This window comes from Kistimonas scapharcae, assembly GCF_039540975.1.
GTDB lineage: Bacteria > Pseudomonadota > Gammaproteobacteria > Pseudomonadales > Endozoicomonadaceae > Kistimonas > Kistimonas scapharcae.
In genome coordinates, this window is sequence record NZ_BAABFL010000442.1 from 1 (window position 1) to 26,592 (window position 26,592).

General features: G+C 50.5%; 17 protein-coding genes. 13 read left to right on the top strand and 4 right to left on the bottom strand.

Annotated features, from left to right (window positions below; all coding sequences use genetic code 11):
* Positions 1 to 19: 19 nt before the first annotated feature.
* A complete protein-coding gene (locus ABD892_RS18645; RefSeq protein WP_345197538.1) occupies positions 20 to 1,030 on the bottom strand; it encodes a hypothetical protein in 1,011 nt (336 codons plus the stop codon).
* A 219-nt stretch (positions 1,031 to 1,249) separates the two neighbouring features.
* Between ABD892_RS18645 and ribF the strand changes: the two genes are divergently transcribed.
* From ribF to ABD892_RS18700, 11 genes are all read left to right on the top strand, one after another.
* Positions 1,250 to 2,179, top strand: a complete 930-nt coding sequence (ribF, locus tag ABD892_RS18650) for a bifunctional riboflavin kinase/FAD synthetase (protein WP_345197539.1) — start codon at positions 1,250 to 1,252, stop codon at positions 2,177 to 2,179.
* 215 nt (positions 2,180 to 2,394) lie between these two features.
* Complete coding sequence (gene ileS, locus ABD892_RS18655; protein ID WP_345197540.1) at positions 2,395 to 5,211, top strand: isoleucine--tRNA ligase; 2,817 nt, start codon at positions 2,395 to 2,397, stop codon at positions 5,209 to 5,211.
* A 250-nt stretch (positions 5,212 to 5,461) separates the two neighbouring features.
* A complete protein-coding gene (gene lspA, locus ABD892_RS18660; protein ID WP_345197542.1) occupies positions 5,462 to 5,989 on the top strand; it encodes a signal peptidase II in 528 nt (175 codons plus the stop codon).
* A complete protein-coding gene (locus ABD892_RS18665) occupies positions 5,986 to 6,429 on the top strand; it encodes an FKBP-type peptidyl-prolyl cis-trans isomerase (RefSeq protein ID WP_345197543.1) in 444 nt (147 codons plus the stop codon). The genes lspA and ABD892_RS18665 overlap by 4 nt, the downstream gene beginning before the upstream one ends.
* Positions 6,430 to 6,724: 295 nt before the next feature.
* Positions 6,725 to 7,606, top strand: a complete 882-nt coding sequence (pilV, locus tag ABD892_RS18670; RefSeq protein ID WP_345197545.1) for a type IV pilus modification protein PilV — start codon at positions 6,725 to 6,727, stop codon at positions 7,604 to 7,606.
* Positions 7,607 to 7,678: 72 nt separating this feature from the next.
* The gene (locus ABD892_RS18675; protein ID WP_345197547.1) at positions 7,679 to 8,806 is read left to right on the top strand and encodes a PilW family protein; all 1,128 of its coding nucleotides are present in this window, start codon (positions 7,679 to 7,681) and stop codon (positions 8,804 to 8,806) included.
* Complete coding sequence (locus ABD892_RS18680; RefSeq protein ID WP_345197548.1) at positions 8,797 to 9,369, top strand: pilus assembly PilX family protein; 573 nt, start codon at positions 8,797 to 8,799, stop codon at positions 9,367 to 9,369. Before ABD892_RS18675 ends, ABD892_RS18680 begins: the two co-directional genes overlap by 10 nt.
* 183 nt (positions 9,370 to 9,552) lie before the next feature.
* Positions 9,553 to 13,413: a pilus assembly protein gene (locus tag ABD892_RS18685; protein ID WP_345197549.1), complete on the top strand. Its 3,861-nt coding sequence runs from the start codon at positions 9,553 to 9,555 to the stop codon at positions 13,411 to 13,413.
* A 2-nt stretch (positions 13,414 to 13,415) separates the two neighbouring features.
* Complete coding sequence (locus ABD892_RS18690) at positions 13,416 to 13,724, top strand: hypothetical protein (protein WP_345197551.1); 309 nt, start codon at positions 13,416 to 13,418, stop codon at positions 13,722 to 13,724.
* A gap of 68 nt (positions 13,725 to 13,792) precedes the next feature.
* A complete protein-coding gene (locus ABD892_RS18695) occupies positions 13,793 to 14,248 on the top strand; it encodes a type IV pilin protein (RefSeq protein WP_345197552.1) in 456 nt (151 codons plus the stop codon).
* Positions 14,249 to 14,338: 90 nt separating this feature from the next.
* A complete protein-coding gene (locus ABD892_RS18700; RefSeq protein WP_345197553.1) occupies positions 14,339 to 16,057 on the top strand; it encodes an EAL domain-containing protein in 1,719 nt (572 codons plus the stop codon).
* Positions 16,058 to 16,080: 23 nt separating this feature from the next.
* On the opposite strand, the gene ABD892_RS18705 is transcribed toward ABD892_RS18700, so the two are convergent.
* Both ABD892_RS18705 and ABD892_RS18710 read right to left on the bottom strand, forming a co-directional pair.
* Positions 16,081 to 17,448 carry a sigma-54-dependent transcriptional regulator gene (locus ABD892_RS18705; protein ID WP_345197554.1) on the bottom strand — a complete coding sequence of 456 codons (1,368 nt, stop codon included), beginning with the start codon at positions 17,446 to 17,448 and terminating at the stop codon, positions 16,081 to 16,083.
* Positions 17,449 to 17,453: 5 nt separating this feature from the next.
* Positions 17,454 to 19,109, bottom strand: a complete 1,656-nt coding sequence (locus ABD892_RS18710; RefSeq protein ID WP_345197555.1) for a sensor histidine kinase — start codon at positions 19,107 to 19,109, stop codon at positions 17,454 to 17,456.
* Positions 19,110 to 19,226: 117 nt separating this feature from the next.
* Between ABD892_RS18710 and ABD892_RS18715 the strand changes: the two genes are divergently transcribed.
* Positions 19,227 to 20,849 (top strand): NAD+ synthase, encoded by a 1,623-nt coding sequence (locus ABD892_RS18715; RefSeq protein ID WP_345197557.1) that lies wholly within the window; start codon positions 19,227 to 19,229, stop codon positions 20,847 to 20,849.
* A gap of 66 nt (positions 20,850 to 20,915) precedes the next feature.
* Here ABD892_RS18715 and ABD892_RS18720 read toward each other — a convergent pair whose 3' ends face one another.
* Positions 20,916 to 25,817 carry a ricin-type beta-trefoil lectin domain protein gene (locus tag ABD892_RS18720; protein WP_345197558.1) on the bottom strand — a complete coding sequence of 1,634 codons (4,902 nt, stop codon included), beginning with the start codon at positions 25,815 to 25,817 and terminating at the stop codon, positions 20,916 to 20,918.
* A gap of 202 nt (positions 25,818 to 26,019) precedes the next feature.
* Here ABD892_RS18720 and ABD892_RS18725 point away from each other — a divergent pair, with 202 nt between their 5' ends.
* Positions 26,020 to 26,529, top strand: a complete 510-nt coding sequence (locus ABD892_RS18725) for an alpha/beta hydrolase (protein ID WP_345197559.1) — start codon at positions 26,020 to 26,022, stop codon at positions 26,527 to 26,529.
* The last annotated feature ends 63 nt before the right edge of the window (positions 26,530 to 26,592 follow it).

The following is a 26,592-nucleotide window of genomic DNA, read 5'->3' on the forward strand; positions in this document are numbered from 1 at the left end:
AGAACTCTGGGGCAGATTTCTAAAGGATATCTGCTATGCCGGGGACTGCCAGTGCTTCCAGACGTTTTTCTACAGACTCAACGGTCTGGTCGGTTGCCGACCTGTCTGGCAATGTGTCAGTTTGCTCTGGCGCCAAAGCAACAGCTAATGACACGCTGTCTTTAGTTAACGATTCAGCATCATCCTTAAGAACTTCTTGAGCTTCTGTCAAACCAGGTGATGTCGGAAGCGTTTGCTGGAGGAGGACTTGGTTCCAGTCTGCTGGGTTTTGTTGCTTCCATATATCATGTAATCCTTCCAGGTTTTTTATACAGCACATTTGCTGCTTATCTTCTTCTACGTTTGAGCCTGGTGTTAAAAGTAGTCGTGCACAATCTTCGTATTCGCCTTCTAGCGTTTCAAAAGGGCTGTTAAAGTCAATTTGCATGCATTGAGAGGCAAGGTATTTGATAAGTGCTATTGAGTGTTTATCATGCTTTTGACAGGTCATAAACCGGTGCAGGACAAAAATATTCGGAATGCTTCGAATGTCTTTTTGTAACATGGCCTCGCTAACTAAATTGGGGAGCTTTTCTGGGTGGGGGACGAAGCTTTGAGTTATATTATGCAGTAGTGTTTGCTTTGTTCTTGGTTTGCTTGTTAAAAGGTTTAATGCTGTTAGGTCTTTATATTTTATGGGTTCCTCTTGTCTTAATATTCTTTCTGCAAGGGTTGGTCTACCATATTCTTTCATTCTCCTATTGAGATTTACTCTAAGTGATGTCTGGATTATATGTGGTTCTGTTTCATCGAGAGAAATCCGCTTCAGGGAGTGGTGATCTATAAAAACAAGGTCGTCATCACTAAGTGCATGATCAACGCTTGAAACTCCACAAAGCTGTTGCAGGTTGGTTTGTGTTGTACTTCTTTCCATGTTGCTATTGTTTTCATCCTTGCGCAATAAAATGATTGGTGCTTTGGTTTCGATTGTTTTTTTTGGAAATTGTTTCTTCAAATGGTTTGGTTTTTTTGGTTTGTTAGTGATTTTCACATACTTTGATAGTTCTTAATGGAAATTGTTTAGGTGTTCCGATAAGCGCACAATGATCTTATGCACTGTTGATGGCTGGTGGCAATTCAATGTGGCAGGGGGGAAATGCAATATCCATAATTCTGTGGAGATGTGATTTCGCTTTGCTGTCAGCGCCACTGACCTTTATCATAAGCCCGCTTTATAACGCATCATGGAACAGGGTCGGACTACTTTTCAATGCAGTTAATACGGGGCTTTCAGAACATTCAGCCACTGCCGCAGGGCTGTGTCGCGACCATCGGCAATTTTGACGGGATCCACCTGGGGCATCAGGATATCCTGACCCAGGTCAGGGAGAAGGCGTCTGCGCTGAACTTACCTGCCTGTGTGGTGCTCTTTGAGCCACAACCCCGGGAGTTTTTTACCGGGGATAAAGCACCTGCCCGGGTTTATACCTTGCGCGACAAGCTCGAAGTGCTGGCCGCAGAAGGGGTCGATACCGTTTTGTGTCTGCCTTTTAATGAAGCTTTTCGATCCCTGACGGCAGATGAATTTATCCAGAAAGTACTGGTCGATATCCTGGCAGTCCGCCACCTGGTGGTGGGTGATGATTTTCGTTTTGGTTGTGACCGTGCCGGTAACTTTGCCCGGCTGGAAACGGCGGGTCAGACCTGTGGCTTCACGGTGGATCACACCCGGACAGTCATGCAGGAAAACGAACGTGTCAGCAGTACGCGTATCCGTCAGGCCTTGGGGACCGGTGACTTTGCCGGCGTTAACACGCTGCTGGGGCGTACCTGGCTGATTTCCGGTAAAGTCTGCCATGGCCAGCGCCTGGGGCGTTCCATGGGCGTGCCGACTGCCAATATTGTGCTCAAGCGCAAGTCTCTGCCGGTAAGAGGGGTTTTTGCCGTCAGGGTGCACGGCCTGGATCAGGTGTACAACGGTGTGGCCAATGTCGGCACCCGGCCAACCGTTGCGGGACAGGGCGCGCGACTGGAGGTACACTTGCTCGATTATCAGGGTGATCTCTATGGCCGGCGGATTCAGGTGGAATTTCTCCATAAAATCCGTGATGAGCAGTCCTTTCCGTCCATCGCCGACCTGAAAGCGGCGATTGCAAATGATATAGTTCGGGCTCGGGCGCTTTTAACGGCTAATAGCTGATCGCCTCATGTAACAAATTCTCGGGAACCTTGCCTGAATGTGAGGTTCCACTATGACGGGGATTGTGCTTTTTATGGTGCAATCCCCATTGCTGTTTTTGAACGGCTGCATTCCGCTTAATGTGAACACGGACTCTGTTGCAGTCAGAGCGTGCCGGAGTCCTGTACCGGACTGCCTGTGACCGATGTGATGATGTCAATGCTGGTAGATAACAGATGAGTGACTATAAACAGACGTTAAACCTGCCCCAAACCGGCTTTCCCATGAAAGCCAACCTGCCGCAGCGCGAGCCGCAGATGCTCAAGCGCTGGTACGACATGGATCTGTACGGTGAGATCCGCAAGGCATCTGCCGGCCGGGACAAGTTTATTTTGCATGACGGCCCTCCGTATGCGAACGGCGACATTCACATTGGTCACGCGGTTAACAAGATTCTCAAGGACATCATCGTCAAGTCCCGCACCATGAGCGGTTACGACGCCCCTTATGTGCCGGGCTGGGACTGTCATGGTCTGCCGATTGAGCACAAGGTGGAGCAGAAAGTCGGCAAGGCGGGCGTGAAAGTGGACGTGAAGACCTTCCGCAAGAAGTGCCGTGAATATGCGGCCAAGCAGGTCAACGGCCAGCGTGAAGATTTCAAACGCCTGGGCGTACTGGGTGAGTGGGATAACCCTTACCTGACCATGGACTACCGGTTCGAAGCTGACATCATCCGTGCCTTGGGCAAGGTGACGGAGAATGGCCATCTGCATAAAGGTTACAAGCCGGTCTACTGGAGTGTCGTGGGCGCATCCGCTCTGGCGGAAGCGGAAGTGGAATACCAGGACAAGACCTCCCTGGCCATTGATGTCCGTTATCCTGTCAGCAATGAAGCCGATTTCCTGGCTGCATTTGGTGGTGATAAGGGTGAAGGCCCGGTCTCTGTTGTGATCTGGACCACCACCCCCTGGACGTTGCCTTCAAGCCAGGCGGTTACTCTGGGCGCTGAGCTGGACTATGTACTGGTTCAGTGTGATGCCGGTCAGGGTGTTGAGCGTCTGATCGTTGCACAAGGACTGCTGGAGTCCATCATGCAACGCTATAACGTGGAAGATTACACCGTACTGGCAACCGCGACCGGCCAGACACTGGAAAACCTGACGGTTAACCACCCCTTCTATGACAAGCAGCTCCCGATCCTGCTGGGCGATCACGTCACGCTGGATGCTGGTACCGGCTGTGTTCATACTGCGCCTGACCACGGTGTTGACGACTTTAATGTAGGCCGCAAGTATGGCCTGGGCACCCTGAACTACGTTGATGACAACGGTAACTTCCGCAGTAATGTCGAGTTGTTTGCCGGTGAGCACGTCTACAAAGTGGATCGCCATGTGGTGGAAGTGCTGATGGAAAAAGGCCGTCTGCTGCATGAGAAATCCTTCCAGCATAGTTACCCGCACTGCTGGCGGACCAAGACGCCGCTGATCTTCCGTGCGACACCGCAGTGGTTCATCAGCATGACCAAGAATGGTTTGCTGGAACGCGCCAAGGAAGCCATCAAGGATGTTAACTTCACGCCGGAATGGGGCCGCAACCGCATGGAAGCTATGCTGGAAGGCAGTCCCGACTGGTGTATCTCCCGTCAGCGGACGTGGGGTGTGCCGATTGCCCTGTTCATCCATAAAGACACCGAAGAGCTGCATCCGGATACACCGGCGCTGATCGAGCAGGTGGCGCTGCGGGTTGAGAAAGAGGGGATGGATGCCTGGTTTGATCTGGAACCGTCTGAGCTGCTCTCCGCAGAAGATGCTGAAAACTACATCAAGGTGACGGACACGCTGGATGTCTGGTTCGATTCCGGTGTGACACACATGGCAGTACTGGATGCACGGGATTACCTGCAGTTCCCGGCGGATCTATACCTGGAAGGTTCTGACCAGCATCGAGGCTGGTTCCAGTCTTCACTGAAGACCGGTATCGCCATCAAGAATGTACCGCCATACAAAACCCTGCTGACCCATGGCTTCACGGTGGATGGTCAGGGACGCAAGATGTCCAAGTCCATTGGTAATGTCATTGCACCGCAGTCAGTCATGAATTCACTGGGGGCAGATGTCTTGCGCCTGTGGGTTGCCGCGACCGACTACAGCGCCGAGATGACCGTTTCTGACGAGATTCTCAAGCGGAGTTCTGATACCTATCGTCGTATCCGTAATACTGCCCGCTTCCTGCTGTCCAACCTGAACGGCTTTGACCCGGCAACCGATTGCGTGCCGGCATCCGAGATGTTGCCGCTGGACAGCTGGGCCGTTGATCGCGCCCTGCAGTTGCAGCAGGAGATTGTAAGCAGCTACCAGAAGTACAACTTCCTGAATGTTTACCAGAAGGTACAGAATTTCTGTGCGCTGGATCTGGGCAGTTTCTATCTGGACATCATCAAGGATCGTCAGTACACCACCCAGGCGAACAGCCTGGCGCGTCGCAGCTGCCAGACCGCGATGTATCATATCGTTGAAGCGCTGGCACGCTGGATCGCGCCGATCCTGAGCTTCACTGCCGATGAAATCTGGCAGCAACTGCCGGGCGAGCGCAGTGTGTCGATTCATACTGAAACCTGGTATGAAGGTTTGGACGCGCTGGAGCATCCGACGATGGATCGTGAATTCTGGCAGCGGATTATGACGGCAAAAACCGCGGTCAACAAAGCGCTGGAAGAAGCACGTAATGCTGGCGTAATTGGCAGCGGCCTTGAAGCCGAAGTGACATTATTTGCTGATGAGGCATTGATGAAGGATTTGGCTGCGCTGGGCGATGAACTGCGCTTTGTGCTGATCATATCCCGTGCTGACCTCAAACCGCTGGCAGACGCAACCGATGCTTATGCAACGGAACTTGAAGGTCTCAAGGTGGCTGTCAAGGCCTCAACCTTTGAGAAGTGTGTCCGTTGCTGGCATCGTCGCGAAGATGTCGGAACCAGTGAAGCACATCCGGAGCTGTGTGGCCGTTGTATCGAGAATGTTCAGGGCGACGGCGAAGTTCGGCACTTTGCCTGATCGTTACTGAGCCCGTCTCGTTAGTCGTTTGTCAAAGTAAATCCCGCTTTCTGGCGGGGTTTTTCTTTCTGTTGTTTTGTAGAGATAGCCATAGACCACGTTCGTGAGTCCTGCTGTTCTGTTTACGTGCTGTTATCTGGAAATGTGATCTAAAAAATCATGTCTGGTCAGGTACAATATCGCATCTGGCCTCTCGGCCTTGTTCGTTACCCTGCATTCAGGGGATCTACTACAGGATATTGATTCATCAATGGCATCTTCAACGAACCCCGCTCAACAGCGCTCCATGCTGCATTGGTTATGGCTGTCTGTGATAGTGATAGTGTTGGATCAGTGCACCAAGTTTTATTTCAACAACCACTTTTCTCTGTATGAGCAGTTGCCCGTTACGCCTTTTTTCAGCTTTACGCTGGCGTATAACACCGGTGCAGCCTTCAGTTTTTTGAGCGATGCATCTGGCTGGCAGCGCTGGTTCTTTATATCGATAGCACTGGTTGTCAGTGTGGTGCTTATTGTTTGGATTCGGCGACTGAAGTCAGATGAAAAGCTTCAGGCCGTGGCCCTGGCACTGATTTTAGGGGGCGCGCTTGGTAATGTCTGGGATCGCATTGCCCTGGGTCATGTGGTTGATTTCCTGCTGTTTTACTACGATCGCTATTATTTCCCGGCCTTTAACCTGGCAGATTCTGCCATTACACTGGGCGCGGGCTTATTGATTCTGGATATGTTTATCCATCCCCAGACGACTGACACCGATAAGGACAGGCAGAACTCATGACAAACCCGGTAATTGCAGCCGGCAGTAAAGTGACCATGCACTTTGCACTTCGGCTTGAGAGTGGTGAAGTGGTTGACAGCACTTTTACGGGTAAACCGGCTTCGTTAGTGGTAGGTGACGGCAACCTGCCGGATGCATTTGAAGGCTTGCTTCATGGCATGAAGGAAGGTGATGCTGAAACCTTTACGGTGTTGCCGGAACAGGCATTTGGTCAACCGAACCCCCGGAATGTTCAGGAGCTGCCCCGGAGCCAGTTTGATTCAGAGATGGCGCTGTCCGAAGGGCTGGTGGTTTCGTTTGCTGATAAATCTGGCTCGGAACTGCCGGGTGTTGTCACTGCCTTTGATGATGAGCGGGTCACGATTGATTTCAATCATCCGCTGGCGGGAAAACACCTGATGTTTCAGGTGGAAATCCTGGAAGTGCTTGACCCCGATTAAGCTGCATGGTCGCCTGAAGTCATTTTCGGGCGATGCCTCAGAATAGCGCTGGTCCACAACTACGGTTCTTTTCGTTCGAAATGCTATCAGGTGTGACGGGATTTTGTCGCTTTCTATATGTCCGTTTCAATGCATACCGCTTATCAGGCCGCTTATAGCGTTAATCTTGGTATAAGTCGGTTTTGATTCTATTCCTTTCTTGTCGTTCTAGATTATTAATGAGAGATAACGACTCGGGCAATTTGTGGCAACAGTTATGGATGGCTGTTGCAGTCAGTGACATCAAGGACGAACTATGCCAGACGGTGCATACCGCCCGCCAGCGGCGATGGCTGGCTTCAGCCTCATTGAAAACCTGGTAACGTTGTTCATTCTGACGGTAGGATTGCTCGGTCTTGCCGGTTTGCAGGCGACATCTTTACGTATCAATCATCAGGCTTTTTCTCAACACAAGGCCGTTAGCCTGGCCATTAATATTGCCGACAGGATGCGTGCGAACCCGGAAGGTGTTAATAGTAATTTTTATTCATTGATCACAACAGGCTCTACGCAGGTGGCCAGTTGTTACACCGGATCTGGTTGTACAGCGCAGGAAATGGCCAGAAATGATCTATGGGAATGGAACCAGCTAATTGAGAACAATCTTCCCGGTGGTTTAGGGCTTGTCTGCAGGGATGGTTCACCTGCTGATGGCGGTACAGGTTTTGCGAGTACGGCTGTGACCTCTATTGCCAGTCAGGTCGTTAATCTGGCCACTACGCAACCGGGTACGACGGCTGCCATTCAGGCCCAGGCCGCTCAGGCTGAATCACTGGCGCAGCAGGCTGAGGCCGCATCACTGGCAGGCAATAGCACTGATGCAGCGAAATTTGCGAAACAGTCTGCTGAACAATCCGAGCAGGTTCTGAAGGCATTGTTTCCAGCTGGCGTAGATGGGGATCCGGTAGCTCAAACGATTGCCGCCCAGGCACAACGGGCGATCAGCAGCGCGAATACCGCGACCCGTGTTGCTGGTGCAGCGGATGCGCAATCGGCTATCACAGCGGCCTGTAGTAATGATGGTTCGGTTTATAGCATCTGGATTGTCTGGGATACGAATAACGACGGGACGCTCGATAACCCATTCGAATTCGATATCAACGGGGATTTAAGTTACATGATGACGTTTGAACCATAAACTTTCGATGTGATTGGACTTCGACATTCAATGGACGATAAAACCTTCAAAACATCCAATGAGTACTGCGCCATGGCACTGAGCAGACAGCGAGGTTCAAGCCTTGTAGAGGTCATGGTTTCACTGTTGCTCGGTGCCATCATGCTGCTTGGCGCTGTGCAGATACTGGTTAACAGCAAACGGGATTTCCTGATCAGGGATGCCATGAGCAGTGTGGAAGAGGCCGGGAATTACACCTTTGACCTTATCGGTGGAGATTTGAGGGTGGCCGGTTACAAAGGCTGCGTGAGTAAACGGGATACTACGTTTGACAACTTGATCACTTCAAGTGGGGCGGTTTTTCAGCCAGAGCGGGGGATTCAGGGCTGGGAGGCGAGTGGAACCGCTTATTCGGACACCTTGACGCCTGCCGCTTGGGGGAGCTTGAGTGCTCAGTCCTCAGCGAATTGGACAACAACAACCGGTGCCCAGGCGAACAATATGCCTGCTACAAGCAGTACAGCCGCAAGAGGGTCGGATATCATCAGAATCTGGGGGATTGAGCCGTATGTTTTCAATATTACCAGTGCGACGGCTACCAGTTTAACCGTGGATGGTGCATCAACCATCGGATTTCCTGAGGCGGGTGGTACGGCAGATGCGAATGACAGAATTTTGATCGTCAGTGATTGTGAAAAGACACTTATCGTCAAGGCAACCGATTTCAATCGAACCTCAGGCGTTATTACTTTGGGAGGTAATAGTGGTGGAACTTCACAACTGACCTCCATGCGCAATATGGAGGCCGTGATCATACGCGGTGTTCAGTACTACATTGGCAAAAGAGGTGATGACGCCAATAACCATCCTTCTTTATACCGTAAACGCATTAAGGCTGATGGCACGCTTGCTGATGCAGAGGAGCTGGTGGAAGGCATTGCCAATATGCAGATTGTTTATGGTGAGACGACCGGTACAACCAGCCAGATAGCAGCCAGTCGCTATGTCACAGCGGATCAGGTGACGGATTGGAGGCGTGTTGTCAGTGTCAGAATGTGGCTGCTGGTTGAAACAACCAATGATTTCATTGTGAGTAAAACGGGCGAGGACTATAGCTATATCAGCCAAACTTACACGCCACCGGATCGGCGATTTCGGCGGGAGATGTCAATGACCATCAACCTGCGCAACCGAACGCTGGGGGCCATGCCATGGATGTAGCAAGGCCTGAATCTGGCAGTGCGTTGATTATGGCATTGATCACGTTGCTGGTGCTCACGTTGCTCGGTACGACCAGCCTGGATAATGCCATCATGGAGCAGCGCATGGCCCGCGGCAATGTGGATCATGAAACGGCCTTCCAGAATGCCGAGCTGGGGTTGCGATCCATAGAGAATCGCCTGCTGGACTACTCATCATTTGCCACACTGGAAAGTGAGTTAACAGGCGAGGGTGTCTATTATTCCAGCCTGTCGTCTAATTACCTGAATACCAGCTTCTGGGCCAGTGTGCCGGTTTACTCCAATGGACAGGTGCTCACAGGCAGTGATGCAAATATCGTGGATCAGGCGGGCCTGGGTATTACCATGGTCATCATCGAATATATCAAGGAAGTCAACGATTCGCTGGGGGTTGGAAGCTCTTCCAGCTCAAAAATTTATTATTTCAGGGTGACTTCACTGGGTACTGATACTACCTATACCGTTGCCAATGCCAATGCCGGTGACCGTCCCAGAACATTGACAATGGTGCAAAGTATCCTGGCGGTTAGGTTGAATCCCTGATGTTCAATGATCGATGTGTGGAGAAGGTCATCGGATAGGTCAGAGTAAGCGACTGGTGAAAAATGTGGCGCTTGTTGGAAAAGCCACTCTATATTTGTTGAATATACGGTAGTTAAAGGAATCGTCGTATTCTGCGGGAACACTGCGGGATTCGAACTGGGTAAGGCAGAAAGGATTCGGGATATGATGCTAGCTGCAATTCAAGGTGCCAGGCGGTATTTATACCTCTCTGTGGGGGGAGTTCTTTTCTCCGGGTATGTATCTGCCACAGATTTGATGATTGCACAGAAACCATTATTTCTGGTGGAGGCATCGGCCTCTAATGTCATTATGATGCTGGATGATTCTGGTTCGATGAACTGGCGCAAATTATGGCAACCTGCCTGGAATCTGTGTGCTTACCGCAATGAAGGAAGTAATTCTGTTTCGTCAACTAAGGCGCCATTTCAAACACAAGATAATGTGTGTTTTTATGAAGATCCTAATTATCGGGGCACAGAAAGATGTTATGCCAATGATGAAACAGTTTTACCTAATGTCGAGACCCGGTCATTTCGGTTGAGACCCGGTTTTGGAATACGTGCCTATAGTGGAACAAATCATACGGGGGATGACTGGGATTCTGGTCGGAATACCCCTGGAACTAGTGAATTTATTCGCTCATTTGAATTATATACAACGACTGAAAATGTAGCTGACGCAGAGTGTGGCGCTTTTAATAATACAACAATTAGTAGTAGAGCCTCAGAGAATCAAGATCAAGATTTTGCTCATTTCGCGGGCGATGGTAGCGGTAATATTGGTGACTGGCGGGGTTATACACCTGATATGGAAGCCAGCTTTTATGACGCAACGGTAACCTATACCCCGTGGGCTGATATGTCGGATGCCAATTTCAGACAAGCACGTAATCACCCAGTTAGCGGGGAAGCCGATTATACCGTTCTTACCGATTTGGTTGATAGATTTTATGTCGTTGCTGAGGATACGGCAGGTTTTACCGGGGACAGGCCGCGTCGTTACGGTCAGATTAACTATGAAAGAGTCCCGAATCGACATATTGACTGGTGGGATGATCACACAATCTTCCAATTACGCGCAGACAGGGTACGTTCATGGACGGTCACGTTTGAATATCGTGATGGCCCCTTAGGGCCGGAAGTGATACAGCGTATTGAGCAAAACGTTGATATCACCGACCCGGCTGAAGTCGCAAAACGTCAACAAAACTACGCAAACTGGTATCAGTATTACCGAAATCGCATGTTCAGTGTTGTTGCTTCTGCAACCAAGATCGTGGATTCATTTCCCAGTGTTCGTTATGCCCTGGGTTATATCAACAAGAGTAACCTTATTGTGGATTTTCCAGAGACCCAGTTTGGGAATGCGACACATAATGAAAAGATTATTGATGAGTTGATTAAGAGAAGCCGGGGGAGTGGAGGGACGCCGTTACCGGCGGCATTACATCGAGCCGGTCAATCTTATCGACGAACCGGTACTGGTGCGCCGATCATCAGTGAATGCCAGCTCAACTATACGATGCTTTTGACCGATGGGGACTGGTCTGGGGCAGAATCTGCTATCAGTGATCTTGATGCTGATACGCGGTCTGGATGGTTGTCCGATGTGGCTCTGCACCATTATGAGAATGACCTTCGTATAGACCTTAAGGATGAAGTGCCGCTGGGTGATAACAATACAAATAAAAAACAGCATATGAGCGTGATAGGTATTGCTTTTGGTCAGATTGGTAGCCTGGTCGATACGGATGATGATGGTTGGCCTGATCCCCCATTAAAAAAGACAGATGATTGGGGCAGTAACAAATTCGATGATCTCTGGCATGCCAGTTTTAATTCCGGGGGCGCTTATTTTTCCGCCAGAAATTATTTCTCTCTGCTAACCCAGCTTAACGACGTTTTCCAAAATATTATTAACGTGACGAGCTCTGTCGCACAGTTGGCCATAGGCTCAACCTCGCGGCAGACCGATCGGCGTATTTTCCAGGCGCGTTTTGACTCCCAGGATTGGGCGGGTGACCTGGTTGCCATTCATATTGATGGTAATGGCAAAGTAGTGAATAACCCCGATGGAAGCATGAGAAACGACTGGTCAGCTAGAAGTCGTCTGGCGGCGTTAGGAAGCACTGGGCATACGCGGCGCGTGATTATTACCAGAAAGCGAACGGCTGGTGGTACAACCGAAGGTAGTCCATTTACCAATGCTGCTGGAAATACAGAGCTCTATGATGCCTTGAATGTAAGCAGTGGTCGTCGGGTTCCGGTCGACCTTAGTACCAGCACGGCGTCTTCTGATGCCTATCGTCATGAGGTATTGGACTACATCCGGGGTAATCAGACCTTTGAGGGAGAGAATGGTTTCCGGCAAAGATCCAGTCGGATGGGGGATGTTGTTAATTCATCCCCGGTCTATGTTGGGTACCCTAATTTCCAATACCCGGATTCTATTGCCGCCGGTAGCCTGTATTCTGACTTCAAGAAAACCCATAAGGGTAGAAGCCCTATGGTGTATGTCGGTGCAAATGATGGCATGTTGCATGGCTTTGATGCATCGACAGGGGATGAAAAACTGGGCTATGTTTCACCGGTATTGTTTCCAAATTTGCACGAATTAGTGCTTCCACACTATCCCCATCGCTTTTATGTGGATGCTAACCCCAATGCGGTAGATGCCTTTTTTTATACCAACATTGGCAGAACCGATGGGGTCTGGAAAACGGTTTTGATTGGCGGGTTAGGTGCCGGTGGTAAAGCCATTTATGCCCTTGATGTGACGGATCCATCTCAGTTTTCTGAAGCGAATGCAAAGAACATTGCTTTGTGGGAGTTTACTCCTGGCAATGATGATGACTTGGGTTATACCTTTGGTAAACCGATGGTGACCAAGCTCGCGAGTGGTGACTGGGTGGCTATTTTTGGCAATGGCTATAACAGTACGGAAGGTAATGCTTCTGCCAGCGGAGAGGCGGTGCTTTATGTCGTCGATATAAGAAATGGCAAATTAATTAAAAAAATCAGCACCAAGTCAGGTGATACAACCAAACCGAATGGACTTTCATCAATTGCCGCGGTTGATACCGATGGTGATTTTGTGACTGATCTTGTTTATGCCGGTGATCTGAATGGTGACCTTTGGAAGTTTGATTTTAAAAGCAGGAATGTAAGCGACTGGAAAGTCGCTTTTGGTAATAGCGGGAAACCTAGGCCATTATTTAGCGCGCGTTTATCCAGCCCGGATTTAAAAAGACCGATAACAGGCACACCGACCATTGGCAGACATCCTGTTAAGGGGTATTTGGTTTATTTTGGAACCGGACGTTATTTCGCCGAAGGGGATAATGCCAGAAAAGGACAGGACACACAGAGTGTGTATGCAATCTGGGATAAGGATGATAGCAGTAGCGTGACCTCAAGCGTTAGTGATAGTGATCTGCTTGAACAGAAAATTACGACGGAATTTGAAGTTGAAGTTAAGTCCAAGGATGTCGCTTTACGTCAGACAACGGCGAATGCTATTGATTGGGATACCCATAAAGGCTGGAAAATGGACTTAATATTACAGCAGTCCGGTGTCACCAATTTTAATAATGGCGAGCGTGTTGTAGTACAGGCCGCCCTTCGGAATGGCAATGTTATTTTCTTGACGCAGATGCCAACAGGGGGCTTGTGTGAATCTGGCGGAGACAGTTGGATTATGGAAGTTAATGCTTATTCCGGCGCCCGTCTGGAGGAAAATATTTTTGATATTAATGATGATGGTGAATTTGATGAAAAAGACAGTTCGTACAGTAGTTTAGGCATGACACTGAACCCATCAGACCCTAATTACCCCACGGATAATATCGTCGCTACAGGAATCAAGAACGAGGGTATTGTCCAGCAGCCGACCATCATTCCCTGCCAGAGTTCGGAATGTAAGTTAATGACTGGTGCGGGCGGCAGTATCAACACTATTCATGAAAACGATGGGCAACAAACAACAGGCCGACAATCCTGGCGTCAGATTTTATTGGAGGAGTGACCATGAGACCATTCATAATGGCACTGATTTTAACTATGTTCCCAGTTGTTACGTGGGCAGCAACGCTGAGTTATAAAGGTTCCGGGCGCATTGATCATCTGGACTTCCAAAGGGCGACAATTACGATCAATAACAAAAAATATGCAATGGATCCTTATTCTTTCAAGGCAGAGATTGACGGACATGAAATTCAGCTTCAGTTTCTCAAGGAAGGATTTATGGTGAAGTTTTATACTAATAAATCGGGTAATGTTGGACGTGTTGAGATTTTGGGCAGCCCTCAGCTTAAACGACAGATAATGAATCATTGAATGATTGAATCATCGGACTGAAGTAGTGGATTTTGTATTGGCATATGGGAATGGAGAATCCCGTGGGAATGAATAGAGGCTACACACTCATAGAGCTGCTTGTCGTCATGATGATCATCGGAATTTTGACGGCGATAGCATTTCCAGCCTATAACAGCTATGTGCGCACTGCCAACCGGTCTGATGCCCATATTGCCATACAGAATGTAGCGGTACTTCAAGAGCGGTGGATGGCACAATTCAATCGCTATACCGACAATGTGTCTGATCTTTTAGGTTCTGGTGTCACAAGTTCGGCGGAAGGTCACTACACACTTAAGGTTGTGCATAGTCAATTGGCGAATGGTGCAGATTGCGCAGCAGCGGCGACGCCAACGTCACCCAACCGGCGGCAATATACCATCATTGCAACACCATTATCGACTTCTCAGAAGGCAGATTCTGACTGTACCTGTATTTTCATGACAAATGTCGGCTTCCGGGGCTCCACAGGATCAAGAACTGACCCTGCAGACTGCTGGTAGCGCTCTCCCGATGCAAAGCTGCACTAGACTTTATTAGAGTACAGCACGAAACAGGTTTGCCAGGGGGTCGGTTCATGAGGTGTGAGCCGTATGCATGAAGTGCCATCAGACATTGAATTTTATGAACGAATGATTCTGGATTCATCTTCACTCGCTATCCTACAGGTGCAGGAAGGCTGTATTACCTATGCCAATCCTGCAGCACGGGTGCTGTTTTCCGGCGATAAAGACGCGGTGCTTGATGGGCAAGTCATTGATGGCCGTTTGGTGTGTGAAAACGTGAACATTAAAGCGGTTCTGGATGATGCTCTGGCTAAAAATGCAATCGGTCAACAAAAGAGTTGCATGGTGGTTAATGCTGATGGTAATCAACTGCCTGTACAGCTTGCCGTCATGCCGTTACTGCATCAAAAACAGGGGTTGCTTCGGATTATCGTCGAAAAATTAGCGAAGACGGCGTTAGAATCCAATGAAGAAGGCGAATCTGTGCAAGAAATGAAGCCTGACTCGGCTTCAGTTGAACCTGAAATAGAAACAAAACAAGAGCAGCAGCAAGTAAAAACAAACAGTCCAAGCATTCCTGTCATAATCAGAAAGGCTCTGGCTAATGCTGCCAAAGGTAAGCTGGTCACACTCCTGAGTATCCGACTCGAAAACTACGAACAGCTTGAGCAGGCGCTGGGAGAAAAGAACATCCACCAAATTGCCAATGACATCACTGATAAATTAAAAAGTGTGCTTGGTAAAGAAGTATTGCTTGAAAACTCACAGCCTTCCCTCTTTCATATTTTGGTCGGCACCCAGAATCAGGCAAAGTTGAAGCAGGTGGCTGATAATTTGTCGCATGCCATGGACGAGCTGGTCATTGAAGTTTCAGAGCAGGTGGTTCAGGTGGCAACCGCCATCAGCATTCTACCCGTCGATAAGCTGAGTCATGCTGAATTGCTGCATGTCAGGATAGAGAAAACCCTGGCAAGGGCCGCTGGGAAAGGGTTGAATCACTGGCACCTTTTTGACAGTAAGGAAGAATTGGCCGAATTGGCCTGTCAGGGTGATGCATCAGCTTTGGTTCGTTATGCCTTGGAAAATGGGCGATTCAAACTACTCTATCAGCCGGTTATCAGTTTGACGGGTGACAAGGAAGAGCATTATGCCGTGCTACTGCGAATTGTTGATCCCAGTGGTAAAGAGGTGGTTGCCGGGCAATTTGCAGCTGAAGTAGACAAGATTGTGCTAGGTGCCAAGATGGATCGTTGGGTTATCTTGCAGAGTATCAAGCAGCTGGTCATCCACAGAAAGAAGGTGCGTAAAAAAGCACATTTGTTTATCCATCTAAGTTCTGCCTCATTGCAGGATAAAACATTGCTGCCTTGGGTCTTGGGTGTTTTACAGAAAATTCCTGTTGGTGCTGATTCTCTGGTCTTTCAATTTTCAGAAAAAAACGCCATGCGATATCGGGAGGATATTCAGCGTTTACTGCAGGGTTCGAAGAAAGTGGGTTTCAGGACATCATTGTGTGACTTTGGGCTGAGCCTGAAACCCATGAAGACGGCAGAGGAACTATCCACCGACTATGTCCGTCTGGATGCTTCATTAACGAATAATTTGGAAGATGACAAAGTGCAGGAAGAAAGTGTCACTGAGATGATAAAAGCTCTTGCCAAACTGAACAGAAGGACCATTGCTGTGCCAGTGGAAAACCCTAATGCATTGAGTGCTTTCTGGCGTACACAGGTTGATTATGTTCAGGGCTTTTTTGTACAGCAGCCCAAGCCGGACATGGATTATGATTTCTCCATGGACGAATGAGCTGCTTCAGAAAACCGTATCGTTTAATCTGCCACATTACTTTCTGGACCATCCAGATCCAGTTTCTTGAGACGATAACGTAGCGCACGGAACGTGATTCCCAGTTTTTTTGCTGCTGCGGTTCTGTTCCAGCGGGTGCTTTCCAGTGTTTGTATGATGACTTGTTTCTCAAGGTCTTCCAGGTAACTTTCCAGGTTGTCGATTTCCCTTGCATCATTGATAGCGGCTTGTGTGCCAGTGGGGGAGTGTGATGACTGGATCTGTAAGTCCTCTAACGTGATTTTGTCGTTTTCGCACAACGTAAAAGCACGTTCAAGAATATTCTCAAGCTCACGTACATTACCTGGAAACTGATACCTGGCAAGATGACGTTGTGCGTCGTCTGACAATGTGACGTCTGGTAAATCGCAGTCCAGGCTCAGTTTGTGGAGAAAATACTGGGCCAGCAGGTGAACATCCTCACCTCGTTCTCTCAGTGGTGGCACCAGTAGTTCAATGACATTGATACGGTAGAACAGGTCTTGCCTGAAACGCCCTTCTTGCACTTCCAGTCCGAGGTCTTTGTGGGTGGCACTCAGGATTCTTACATCAACAGGAATTTCCTGTTGACTGCCAACCGGTCGAATACTTTTTTCCTGGATTGCCCTGAGTAGCTTGACTTGCATATGGAGGGGCAGATCGGCGACTTCATCCAGAAACAGTGTGCCACCATCGGCGGCCTGAAACAGACCGGGCTTATCGTTGACGGCACCCGTGAAGCTACCTTTCTTATGGCCAAAAAATTCACTTTCCATCAGTTCTGCCGGTATCGCACCGCAGTTGACGGGTACAAAATCGTGGTTACTGCGTGGCCCCTGCTCATGGATCATGCGGGCAACGACTTCTTTACCGGTGCCAGACTCGCCACTAATGTAAACAGGTGCCTGGCTTCTTGCCAGTTTGCGAATCGTCTTCTTGAGCTGCTGCATGACACCGGATTCACCCAGAAGCTGCATCTTGTCACTGGTACTGACCTCTGCGGAGGTGTTCACTCTCATCGCGTTCTGTATCAGTTCTCTCAGTCTTGAGAGGTCTACCGGTTTTGAAACAAAGTCAAAAGCACCGGCTTTCAGGGCCTGTATAGCGGTGTCCATGGAACCATAAGCTGTGATCACGGCAACAGGTGTTTGTGGCGTTGTACGCTGGATATGGGCAACCAGGTCAATTCCGTTGCCATCCGGCAGATTCATGTCAGTAAGACACAGGTCATAATGACACTGGTTAAGGCGTTCATACGCTTCGTTGATTGTCGCTACGGCGTTGGTCGTTAGCTTCATGCGTCCCAGGGTGATTTCGAGTAATTCCCTGATATCAGGCTCATCATCAACGATCAATACATTGGTATGGGTCATCATCGTCAGCTTATTAGTTTTTTCGGGTGAGCGAACGAGATATGAAAGACACTGCCCCGCTCTTTTTGGTATGGCAACAGTCCCAGGCTGGCCTGGTTGATCTCGCAGAGTTCCCTGCAGATATAGAGGCCTAACCCCGTCCCTTTTTTATCAGTGGTGTAAAAGGGCTCAAAAACGGATTCTGAGAGTTCATCCGGAATGCCCGGTCCAAAATCTTCAACTTCCAGCCAGGGGTGCTCGGATGCGCTGACGCCCGCCCGAAGAATCAGGCAGGGCTTGCCTGTGTGATGCAGGCTGTACCGTAAGCCATTCTGGCAGAGGTTATGGAGCACTTGTTGTAACTGGGAAAGATCGATATTGACGGTAACCGGTGATTGCGGGAGCTCCAGTCGAATATCGGGACTTTCAAAATCCTGGAAATGTTCAGAATCAATAAACTCCCTTAGCCATGCATTTAAGAATATAGATTCAGGGTGTATTCCCTGCTTCCGCGAGAGTTGCAGGATATTGTTGATGATCCCGTTAACGCGCTTGCAATGTTTGTGAATGATGGTCAGCAGGCGCTGATCCATGTCACTCATTGTCTCGGATTCAGCCAGTAGTTGGGCTGAGTGGCTGATAGCGCCCAGCGGATTGCGGATCTCGTGGGCAATACTGGCGGTAAGTTGGCCCAGTGAGGCCAGCTTCAGCCGCTGAGCCTCTTGTGACAGCGCGGCCTTATCATCCAGAAATATCAGAACGTAGTCGGTCTGCTCGAATGATTGGCGGCTAAAGTTCGGCAGTATTTCCGGAGAGCCGGGCGAGGAACTGAAACTGTTGGGGCGCAGGTTGGGGTTAGCCAGCCATTGCTGATAGCTGGCCATGAGCGCTGGCGAAAGGGCATCCAGCTGCCCCTTGGTATCCTCTGTTACCAGCAGGTGCCGGGCAGACTCATTCATCATGACAATGGTGTCAGGTTCCTGCAGCACGAGAATACCAGTGCGCATATGTTGGATGATGCTGGTGCTCAGCCGTTCTAGGTTAAAGGCTCGGGTTCTGCTCAGGCGTTCCGCCAGGGCTGAGGATTGCAAACGGGTACGGACGCTTTGGACAAACAAGGCGGTGGCAAAAAACAGCAACCCGCTGAGACCGGCATCCACATGTTGAGAGACTCGTCCCAATAATGCGTGATGGATATCAATACTTAGCAGAAACAGGGTGGCTATTGCTGACAGTAATATGCCCAAACGTCCTTTTAGCAGGATGTTGCCGATCACTATTGGGACAAAGTAAAGGTTCGCCAGCCCGTTGTCCTCAAAACCCACCATGTGCAACAGGACGCTAAGCATCATGATGTCCAATGTGATGACAAAGAAGGTGTAGGTTGTGCCTGGCTGGTTACGGAAGGTCAGGACAAGCCACAGGACAAAATTGACTGTCAGGTAAAGGTTAAGGTACCAGCCCACTTCACGCTGGGGGGCATAACTGAATAACCATTCAGACACTGGCGTGAGTGACAGTCCCAAAAGACTGATGCCCAGCAGGCAGCGGTAAAGATTGTAGAGCCTGAGTAGCCGGTACCGGCTTCCCCAGTCGAAGAGTGGTGTTTCTGACTGATGAAATAGCGTCGACCAGTCTACTTTGTCCCGCAGTATCTGGCCGGCTGGCTCGCTATGTTGCAACGACGCCCCCGAAAACTTCTATTCTGTTATTAGGGTCGATTGTACACATGTCGTTGTGATGCAGGGAAGTTTCACGGAAAATACCCTGCCTTTCTAGTCCGTTAGTCAGAGGTTTACATGGCACCGACGCTGCGTGTCGTATTAGCACAACTTAATTTGCTGGTGGGTGATATTGAAGGCAACACCCGCAAGGTTATCGAATGCGCGCAAAAGGCCCGCAGTGAACATCAGGCGGATATTATCGTTTTCCCGGAGCTGACATTGTGTGGTTATCCCCCGGAAGACCTGTTGTTACGTGAAAGCCTGGCACTGCGGATTGAAAAGGCGCTGGAGCAGCTGGCGGCGGTCAGTGGCATCGATATGGCTCTGGGGCTTCCGGCAATGGGCGACAACGGTCTGGAGAATCAGGCTGTCGTGATGCGTGATGGAAACATTATCTGCCATCATGCCAAGCGCCATTTGCCGAATTATCAGGTCTTTGATGAAAAACGCTATTTTGTCCCGGGCACCGGTTATGGTGTATTTGAATGTCAGGGCGTCAAGATCGGCCTGACGGTGTGTGAAGATATCTGGTTCCCGGATCCGGCAGCTGATGTGGCGGCTGCCGGCGCCCAGTTTATCCTGAATCTGAATGCTTCACCGTTTCACCTTAATAAGCATGACTATCGCCTGGATGTTGTTGGCCAGCGTGCACGTGAAACAGGGTTGCCGATTGTTTATGTGAACCAGGTGGGCGGTCAGGATGAGCTGGTCTTTGACGGTGGTTCCTTTGTTATGAATCCAGATGCCTCCCTGGCCATGACGGCAATCAGTCATGAAGAGTCTCTGTCCCTGGCAGAGTTTGATAGTGCCAGTGGTCAGTTTCTTTCGGGTGAATCCCACGACAGTAAAATTCTGGAAGCCAGAGTGTACGACAGCCTCGTTCTCGGTGTCAGGGACTATGTGAACAAGAATGGCTTCAAGGGTGTTGTATTGGGGCTGTCAGGCGGGATTGACTCTGCCCTGGTGCTGGCGGTTGCGGTTGATGCCTTGGGCAGTGATCGTGTTGAGGCGGTTATGATGCCGTTTCGTTATACCTCCCAGATGAGCCTGGAAGATGCAGAGGCTGAGGCCAGGACGTTGGGTGTTAATTACAAGGTCTTGCCTATTGAGCCCATGTTCAATGGTTTCATGGAAACGCTGAAAGAGGAGTTCGAAGGCACGGCCCGCGATACCACCGAAGAAAACCTTCAATCCCGCTGTCGCGGTGTGTTGCTCATGGCGATTTCCAACAAGAAGGGTTACCTCGTCCTGACCACGGGCAACAAGAGTGAAATGGCGGTGGGTTATGCGACGTTGTATGGCGATATGGCAGGTGGTTTTGATGTCCTGAAGGATGTGCCTAAAACGCTGGTGTATCGTCTGTCCCGATACCGTAACAGCCTTTCACCGGCTATTCCTCAACGAGTCATTGATCGTCCTCCCTCAGCCGAACTGGCGCCGGATCAGGTCGATGAAGACAGCCTGCCGCCTTACGATGATCTGGATAGAATTCTGGAACTGTACATTGAGCAGGATCGCAGTGCCGAATACATCACGGCGCAGGGCTTTGACCGTGACACGGTGTATCGGGTGCTACGGTTAGTGGATATTAATGAATACAAGCGACGCCAGGCGCCTGTAGGGGTGCGCATTACACCGCGCGGCTTTGGACGTGACCGTCGTTACCCCATCACATCAGGCTGGAAACCCGGTATCTGACGATTTAATAGCGCATAAAAAAACGGCAACGCCTTGAGGAGCTGCCGTTTTTTTGTTTATGTCAGATCATTCCTGTGTCCACTCCTGGCTGGCATCGCCATTGGCATTCCAGACCACCACATTACCCCCATCAGCGGCTTGTGACGCCGTGACGGCATAACCGGTGTTCTTGCGGGTCCTGAGCGTATTGTCGACCTTGTTGAAGCGCTGGTTTTCATGGTCATTACATTCCCAGACCACGACACCGCCACCGTTCCAGGTTTCACCCTTATAATCCAGGCAGACATTGGGGTTGCTCTGCAGGTGGAAGCGACCGCTGCCATCACCCCACCACTTTTGTGACGCGAGGTTTCGGCAGGTACTGACAACCACATTACTGTTGGATGCGGTGCCGGTCGCTGTTAGGCAGCCGTAAGCCCCATTACGCAGTTGGACAAAGTCCGTGTTATTGACATACCAGCGCTGGTTGGCGCTGCCGCTGGCTTGCCACATGCCGACTTGCCAGACACCACCTTTGTAATCATCCGCTACATACTGGGGATGTTCTTTTAACCGCAGCTGGCTGCCATTGAACTCCCACTTCTGGTAGCTGCTGTCGCTGCAGCGGGTCAGGTAGAACCAACCATTATTCCAGGGCTGGCCGGTTGCACAGTAGCCTTCGTTCAGTTTGGTGTGCAGTCGCCCCTGGGCATCCTGATACCAGAACTGATCGTCATAACTGCCACAGTACCAGTGCTCGATGTTGGCTCCTTCATTGGCGCCCCGGGCAACCAGACAGTGGCCATCGCCGTTATGAATGCGCATGTACTGTTTATCACTACCATCCAGCGAACCAACGTAGCTAACGAGTAACTGCAGGTCCGGATCCGTCAGGCCTGCAGTATTACCGTGACCACTGCGGAAAACGTCAAGCAGTGTTTCAGCCTGGCCATTATGGAAGTATGGCGCAGTGTTGTGGACGCCCAGCAAGGTTGGGGTTTCAAACCCAACGCCCACCAGTGGCTGACCGATGCCCTGTCCGGAAGAGGGTTGAATGGTGCCCACATCGTGTCGCTGGCCATCGGTGAAGATTGGACCACTGTGGCAGGATGCACAGTTCAGCGTGTCAAATACCAGTTTGCCAAGCAGTGCATCGTCAGTCAGGCCGCCACTGGCTTTGCGCTGGCCACTACGGGGGTACTCTTCCAAAGAGGCAACATAAGCTGCCAGGGCATCCAGTTCGGCATTACGACCTGCCTTAGGTGCGCCCAGTGGGTTGGCCGTTGCGGCGAATTCCGCATCACTCAGGAAGCCACTGCCGCCAAAGGCATTGCGTATATCGTTTTCGAAATCCTGGATTTCATCAAAGTTCGCGGTCCAATGGACATTGCCATGGGCATCACCCATGCGACCCCGCAGGGAAATGGTGTTTCTCAGGCCTTCACCGCGATCCGTGAAGTCCCAGACAATACCATCCTCGCCGCCGTCATCGTGACAGCTGGCACAGCTGATATAACCATCGCGGCTCATGCGCTGATCCCGGGCGTTATAGAAAATCTGTTTGCCCTGAAGCACCTGCGCCGTTAGCTTTTCACTGCCAACTGTTTTGATTTCCGCCAGTTTCACGGGAGCGAAGCCTGTGGATTCAATCACGTCGGTAATGTCGTATACGGATACGGTTCTGGAGGTGAAGTTATAGACGAACAACGTTTTGTTATCCGGACCTACAACGACACCCTGAGGTGCCAGTCCACTGTTGTCGATAGCTCCCCGGCTGGCGCTGTTGTATGCATCAATGATTTCAACACTATTGGAACCCTGCAGGGCGATAAAGGCATAGTCACCCATTGCCGTAAAGGCCACGGCACGTGCCGAGTCACGATCGTTGAAATCAATCTGCTCTTCAAACAGCTCTTTACCCGTTACTGGATCAATGCGTGTCACAATCGTACGAACACTACTGTCCTGGGTTAGTGCCTGACCATCCCGGTAGGCGCCACGAACAATGTTGTCTTTCTTGGACGGTACCCAGAGGCGGTAACCATCCGGTGATATGACGACACTGTGGAGGTAATTGGGAATGCCCCGGCTACGGTCCTCAGCATCGACCGTTGTGGTATCCACCGCCAGAGGAATGCGTCGGGTGATGCTCATTGATGCAGTGGAAACTTCTGTGACTTCACCGTTGGTCATGGCTGAACGGAAACGGGTGACATAGATCTGCTCCCCATTGCCGGCAATGGCAATCGCCCGTGGATCCTGGTTGACGGCAACACGACCTGTGATGATACCGCTGGCGGTATCAAACCGCACCAGCTCATTAGTTCCCTGTAGAGTGGCATAGAGACTGCTGCCGTCCGGGCTACCGACAATGGCATAAGGCCTGCTGCCATAGGGAAGGTAGATGTTTTCTACAAGGCGACCGCTGCTGTCCAGTGCAACCAGTCGGTCTTCACCTTCAACAGTGACCCAAAGTCGTCCATCAGGTAGAGCGGCAATACTTCTCGGATGCTTACCCACCCGGACTTCCCAAGCCTTGCCATGGGAAAAGGCATCAATGGCGGTGACGGTGCCATTGTCGGGGTTGATGTTATAGACCTTGTTTCCATCCCGCGTTATGGGACCACTATTGACTGACTGGACCGGCGTCAGCGGACGGGTCACAGTCTTAACGAAGGACGTAGAATAACTGCTGTTGCCATCTGTCACGGTCAGGATGACCTGATAATGGCCTGGCGTCGTCCAGGTATGAGAAACGGAGGCGTTGTCACCGGAATCGACAATGGTTCCGTCACCCAGATCCCAACGATATTGTAGATTGCTACCGCGACCTGTGGCCGTAATAACGGTGGCGTCACCAGTTTCAACAGCATCGCTGGCGATGGATTTATCCAGGCTGACCACCATGCGCCCAGCCAGTGCGCGGACTTCCTCGGCGCTTAACACCCGGTTATACACCTTGAGGTCATCCAGGCTACCGGCCAGTTTCGCTGAGTTACCGCTGATCTGACCAATGGTATCGAAGCTATAGCCGCCACCGAAAATACCACTGCGTGCTGATCCATGACCACTCAGCTCGCCATCAACATAAATCTTTACGGATCCATTACCGGCATCACGGGTCATGACGACATGATGCCATTGTCCGTCGTTGATGGCGGAGGCCGTGGCGACACCGGCATCATTGCCGGCAGAGAGTCGCAAACGGCCGTTGCCGTCAATCCAGCCCCAGAAAACATCACCGGTACCGCCATTCTGGTCTCGTCCCATCAGGCCGGGCGCCTGCCAGGGATTGTTATTACCGTTTTGACTGGTTTTCAGGTAGAGGCTAACGGTACCGGTACCGCCCAACACGTTGGACAGCGCAACATCGGTGCGAATTGACTGCTGGCTAGATAAGCGAATACCGCCGTTTTCATAATTTACTGTGCCTGAGAGGGAGCCGGTATTACCACTCCAGACATCATTCAGGTGGCCATCAAAGGTCCAGTGGTAAATCAGTCCCCGGTCATTCTCCTGTCCTGTGGTAAACGTTGATCGGAAGGTTTGTTCAACCGCATTACCGGCATAGTCACGAATACCACCTGCAGGAATGATTACTTCATAGGTGGTGTTGGGTGCCAGTGCCTGTTCCGGTGCAAAGTTCACGATGCCGAGTTGGGCACTGTAGCGTCCGTTGACAGGTGTCCCGTCCAGTGTTTGGACAATAAAGGTGTCGCTGTTAACGGTTTCCAGGTCAATACTGTCGGAGAAGCCAATACCAATCCGGGAAGTGATTGCATGATTGTCTGCCTGATGTCTTGGCGACACCTGGCGAATAACCGGTGCCGTGGTATCCGGATCCAGATCATGAACCATAAAGGCGTTGCCGGTGCCATGGTCATTACCAATAAACACCAGGTTACCGAAGGGGAATACCTGGCCATGATCGGCATTACTGACGTTCAGGCTACCGCTACCCACATCACGGTAGGCGCCAGTGTTGCTGATATCGACCTTGTGAACACTCTCTTCGGTTCCCTGGAAGACGTAATCATCCTGCATGCTGCAGTAAAGCTGTTCATCAATGACCAGCGAATTGTTCTCCAGTACAAAGCGAGCCGGGTCATCCAGGTTATACGTCACCATCCGGGCGCCACTGCCCCTGACAGAAGCAACCACTTTTTCACCATCAAAACAGGTGGCGTAGTAGGTTTGTGACAGGTCAGGTGTTTTGTCCAGAAGTAATGGGTTCAGCGGGTCGCTGATATCTAGGCTGGCAAAGCCATCCTGTTGATCCATAGAGCTGATGACCAGCTGATTACCCATGGTGAAGATCGGGCCGACCCTGAAACCGCCCAGTTCTGCCGGTGGTACCGGGTTGGGGCGATTTCCGCCACGGTCAGCGATGCGAGGGGTGGCTGGGTCGGTCGCATCCACAATGTAAATGCCCTGGTTCGCCACCGCGACATACACATAGGGCGCCTGCCACCAGAGCTGCCAGGCAACACTGGTGTAATCCCCGGCATTTACACCCGGCAGTGACAGCTTGGAGACCTGCTGGATGTTATCGATATCGGTAAAGTCCCAGAACTCAATGCCGCTGGTGGTTTGGATAGTGATATACCGACGGCCATTCAGGTTGGTCGCGCCGATGGCATGGGCTTCACGGAATTCACTGGTGCGACCATTGGGCTCATAAATGCGTTTGACCAGTTTGATGTTGCGGGGATCGGAGACATCATAGAGCAGAAAACCGCCGGGGCCCCAGCCGCTATCCGGGGCAAACAGTGTCAGGAAATACCCGTTATGCATGATGCCGACGTTGGTGCCGAAGGCTTTTCGAAACGGGTAGGTGGAAGGAATGCCATTGTCCCGGTTAATCCATGAAACGGGCTTGAAAAGCTCTGATGCATTATAGGAAAGGTTGCCGAGACCCGGGCCGCTGCCCCAGGCCAGACCAGGCAGCAGGACGCTGACCAGCCAGGCGAATAGAACATGCCTGCGCATGATGGACTCCAGTGTGTTGTTATTTTTGTTATTACAAGGGTAATAGTATCAATACTTTTCTTTATTGACACCATGGTTCTATTTTTGGTGGAGGGTGATACCGCAACCAAAAGACGCTATGTCACCACATTGAAAAATCCAGTTATGCCCACTAAACCTTCATGCTTATCGCTTTAACAGAGCAATGACGAGGCTGTGTTGTATGATCTGCAAGTGGAAGGGTGTGGTTTTGGCGGTTATGCCGACATTGGTTTTTGCCTATGAATCATCGCTGCCGGAGACCATCTCAGATCAAGCTAAAAACCACATGCAGACTATGCCTGATCCATTAACGCTGAAAACCTACCCGGCTGCGGACGATGTAACGGGTTGGGATGCCATTAATCAGGCGCTGGAAGAAAGGTTACGTCCGAACAATCAGGCGGTCATTAAACGCTTTGAGCCAACCATTACAAATAAAATCATTAACTCGGTACCCGTGATAGAAGTGCTTCCCAAGGGGTGGAAAGATAACGGTAAGGTGATGGTCTACGCCCATGGTGGTGCTTACACACGTTACAATGCCCAGATGACGTTGCTGCGTTGTATCCCGGTAGCCAATGAAACAGGTCTTAAAGTCATTTCTGTTGATTATACGACGGCTCCGAAAGGTAATTACCAGACGATAACTGATGAGGTGATTGCGGTCTTTAAGGCCTTAAATCCCGCTTAACCTTGGGAATGTGAGCAAGCTGGCCGTACTTTTGGCAACAGAGTACAGTTTTTGCACAAAACG

Bases quoted from the DNA above. Each gene is read 5' to 3' on its own strand.
- ribF (WP_345197539.1), top strand. From the start codon at position 1,250: ATGCAGTTAATACGGGGCTTTCAGAACATTCAGCCACTGCCGCAGGGC.
- ileS (WP_345197540.1), top strand. From the start codon at position 2,395: ATGAGTGACTATAAACAGACGTTAAACCTGCCCCAAACCGGCTTTCCC.
- lspA (WP_345197542.1), top strand. From the start codon at position 5,462: ATGGCATCTTCAACGAACCCCGCTCAACAGCGCTCCATGCTGCATTGG.
- ABD892_RS18665 (WP_345197543.1), top strand. From the start codon at position 5,986: ATGACAAACCCGGTAATTGCAGCCGGCAGTAAAGTGACCATGCACTTT.
- pilV (WP_345197545.1), top strand. From the start codon at position 6,725: ATGCCAGACGGTGCATACCGCCCGCCAGCGGCGATGGCTGGCTTCAGC.
- ABD892_RS18675 (WP_345197547.1), top strand. From the start codon at position 7,679: ATGGCACTGAGCAGACAGCGAGGTTCAAGCCTTGTAGAGGTCATGGTT.
- ABD892_RS18680 (WP_345197548.1), top strand. From the start codon at position 8,797: ATGGATGTAGCAAGGCCTGAATCTGGCAGTGCGTTGATTATGGCATTG.
- ABD892_RS18685 (WP_345197549.1), top strand. From the start codon at position 9,553: ATGATGCTAGCTGCAATTCAAGGTGCCAGGCGGTATTTATACCTCTCT.
- ABD892_RS18690 (WP_345197551.1), top strand. From the start codon at position 13,416: ATGAGACCATTCATAATGGCACTGATTTTAACTATGTTCCCAGTTGTT.
- ABD892_RS18695 (WP_345197552.1), top strand. From the start codon at position 13,793: ATGAATAGAGGCTACACACTCATAGAGCTGCTTGTCGTCATGATGATC.
- ABD892_RS18700 (WP_345197553.1), top strand. From the start codon at position 14,339: ATGCATGAAGTGCCATCAGACATTGAATTTTATGAACGAATGATTCTG.
- ABD892_RS18705 (WP_345197554.1), bottom strand. From the start codon at position 17,448: ATGACCCATACCAATGTATTGATCGTTGATGATGAGCCTGATATCAGG.
- ABD892_RS18715 (WP_345197557.1), top strand. From the start codon at position 19,227: ATGGCACCGACGCTGCGTGTCGTATTAGCACAACTTAATTTGCTGGTG.
- ABD892_RS18720 (WP_345197558.1), bottom strand. From the start codon at position 25,817: ATGCGCAGGCATGTTCTATTCGCCTGGCTGGTCAGCGTCCTGCTGCCT.
- ABD892_RS18725 (WP_345197559.1), top strand. From the start codon at position 26,020: ATGATCTGCAAGTGGAAGGGTGTGGTTTTGGCGGTTATGCCGACATTG.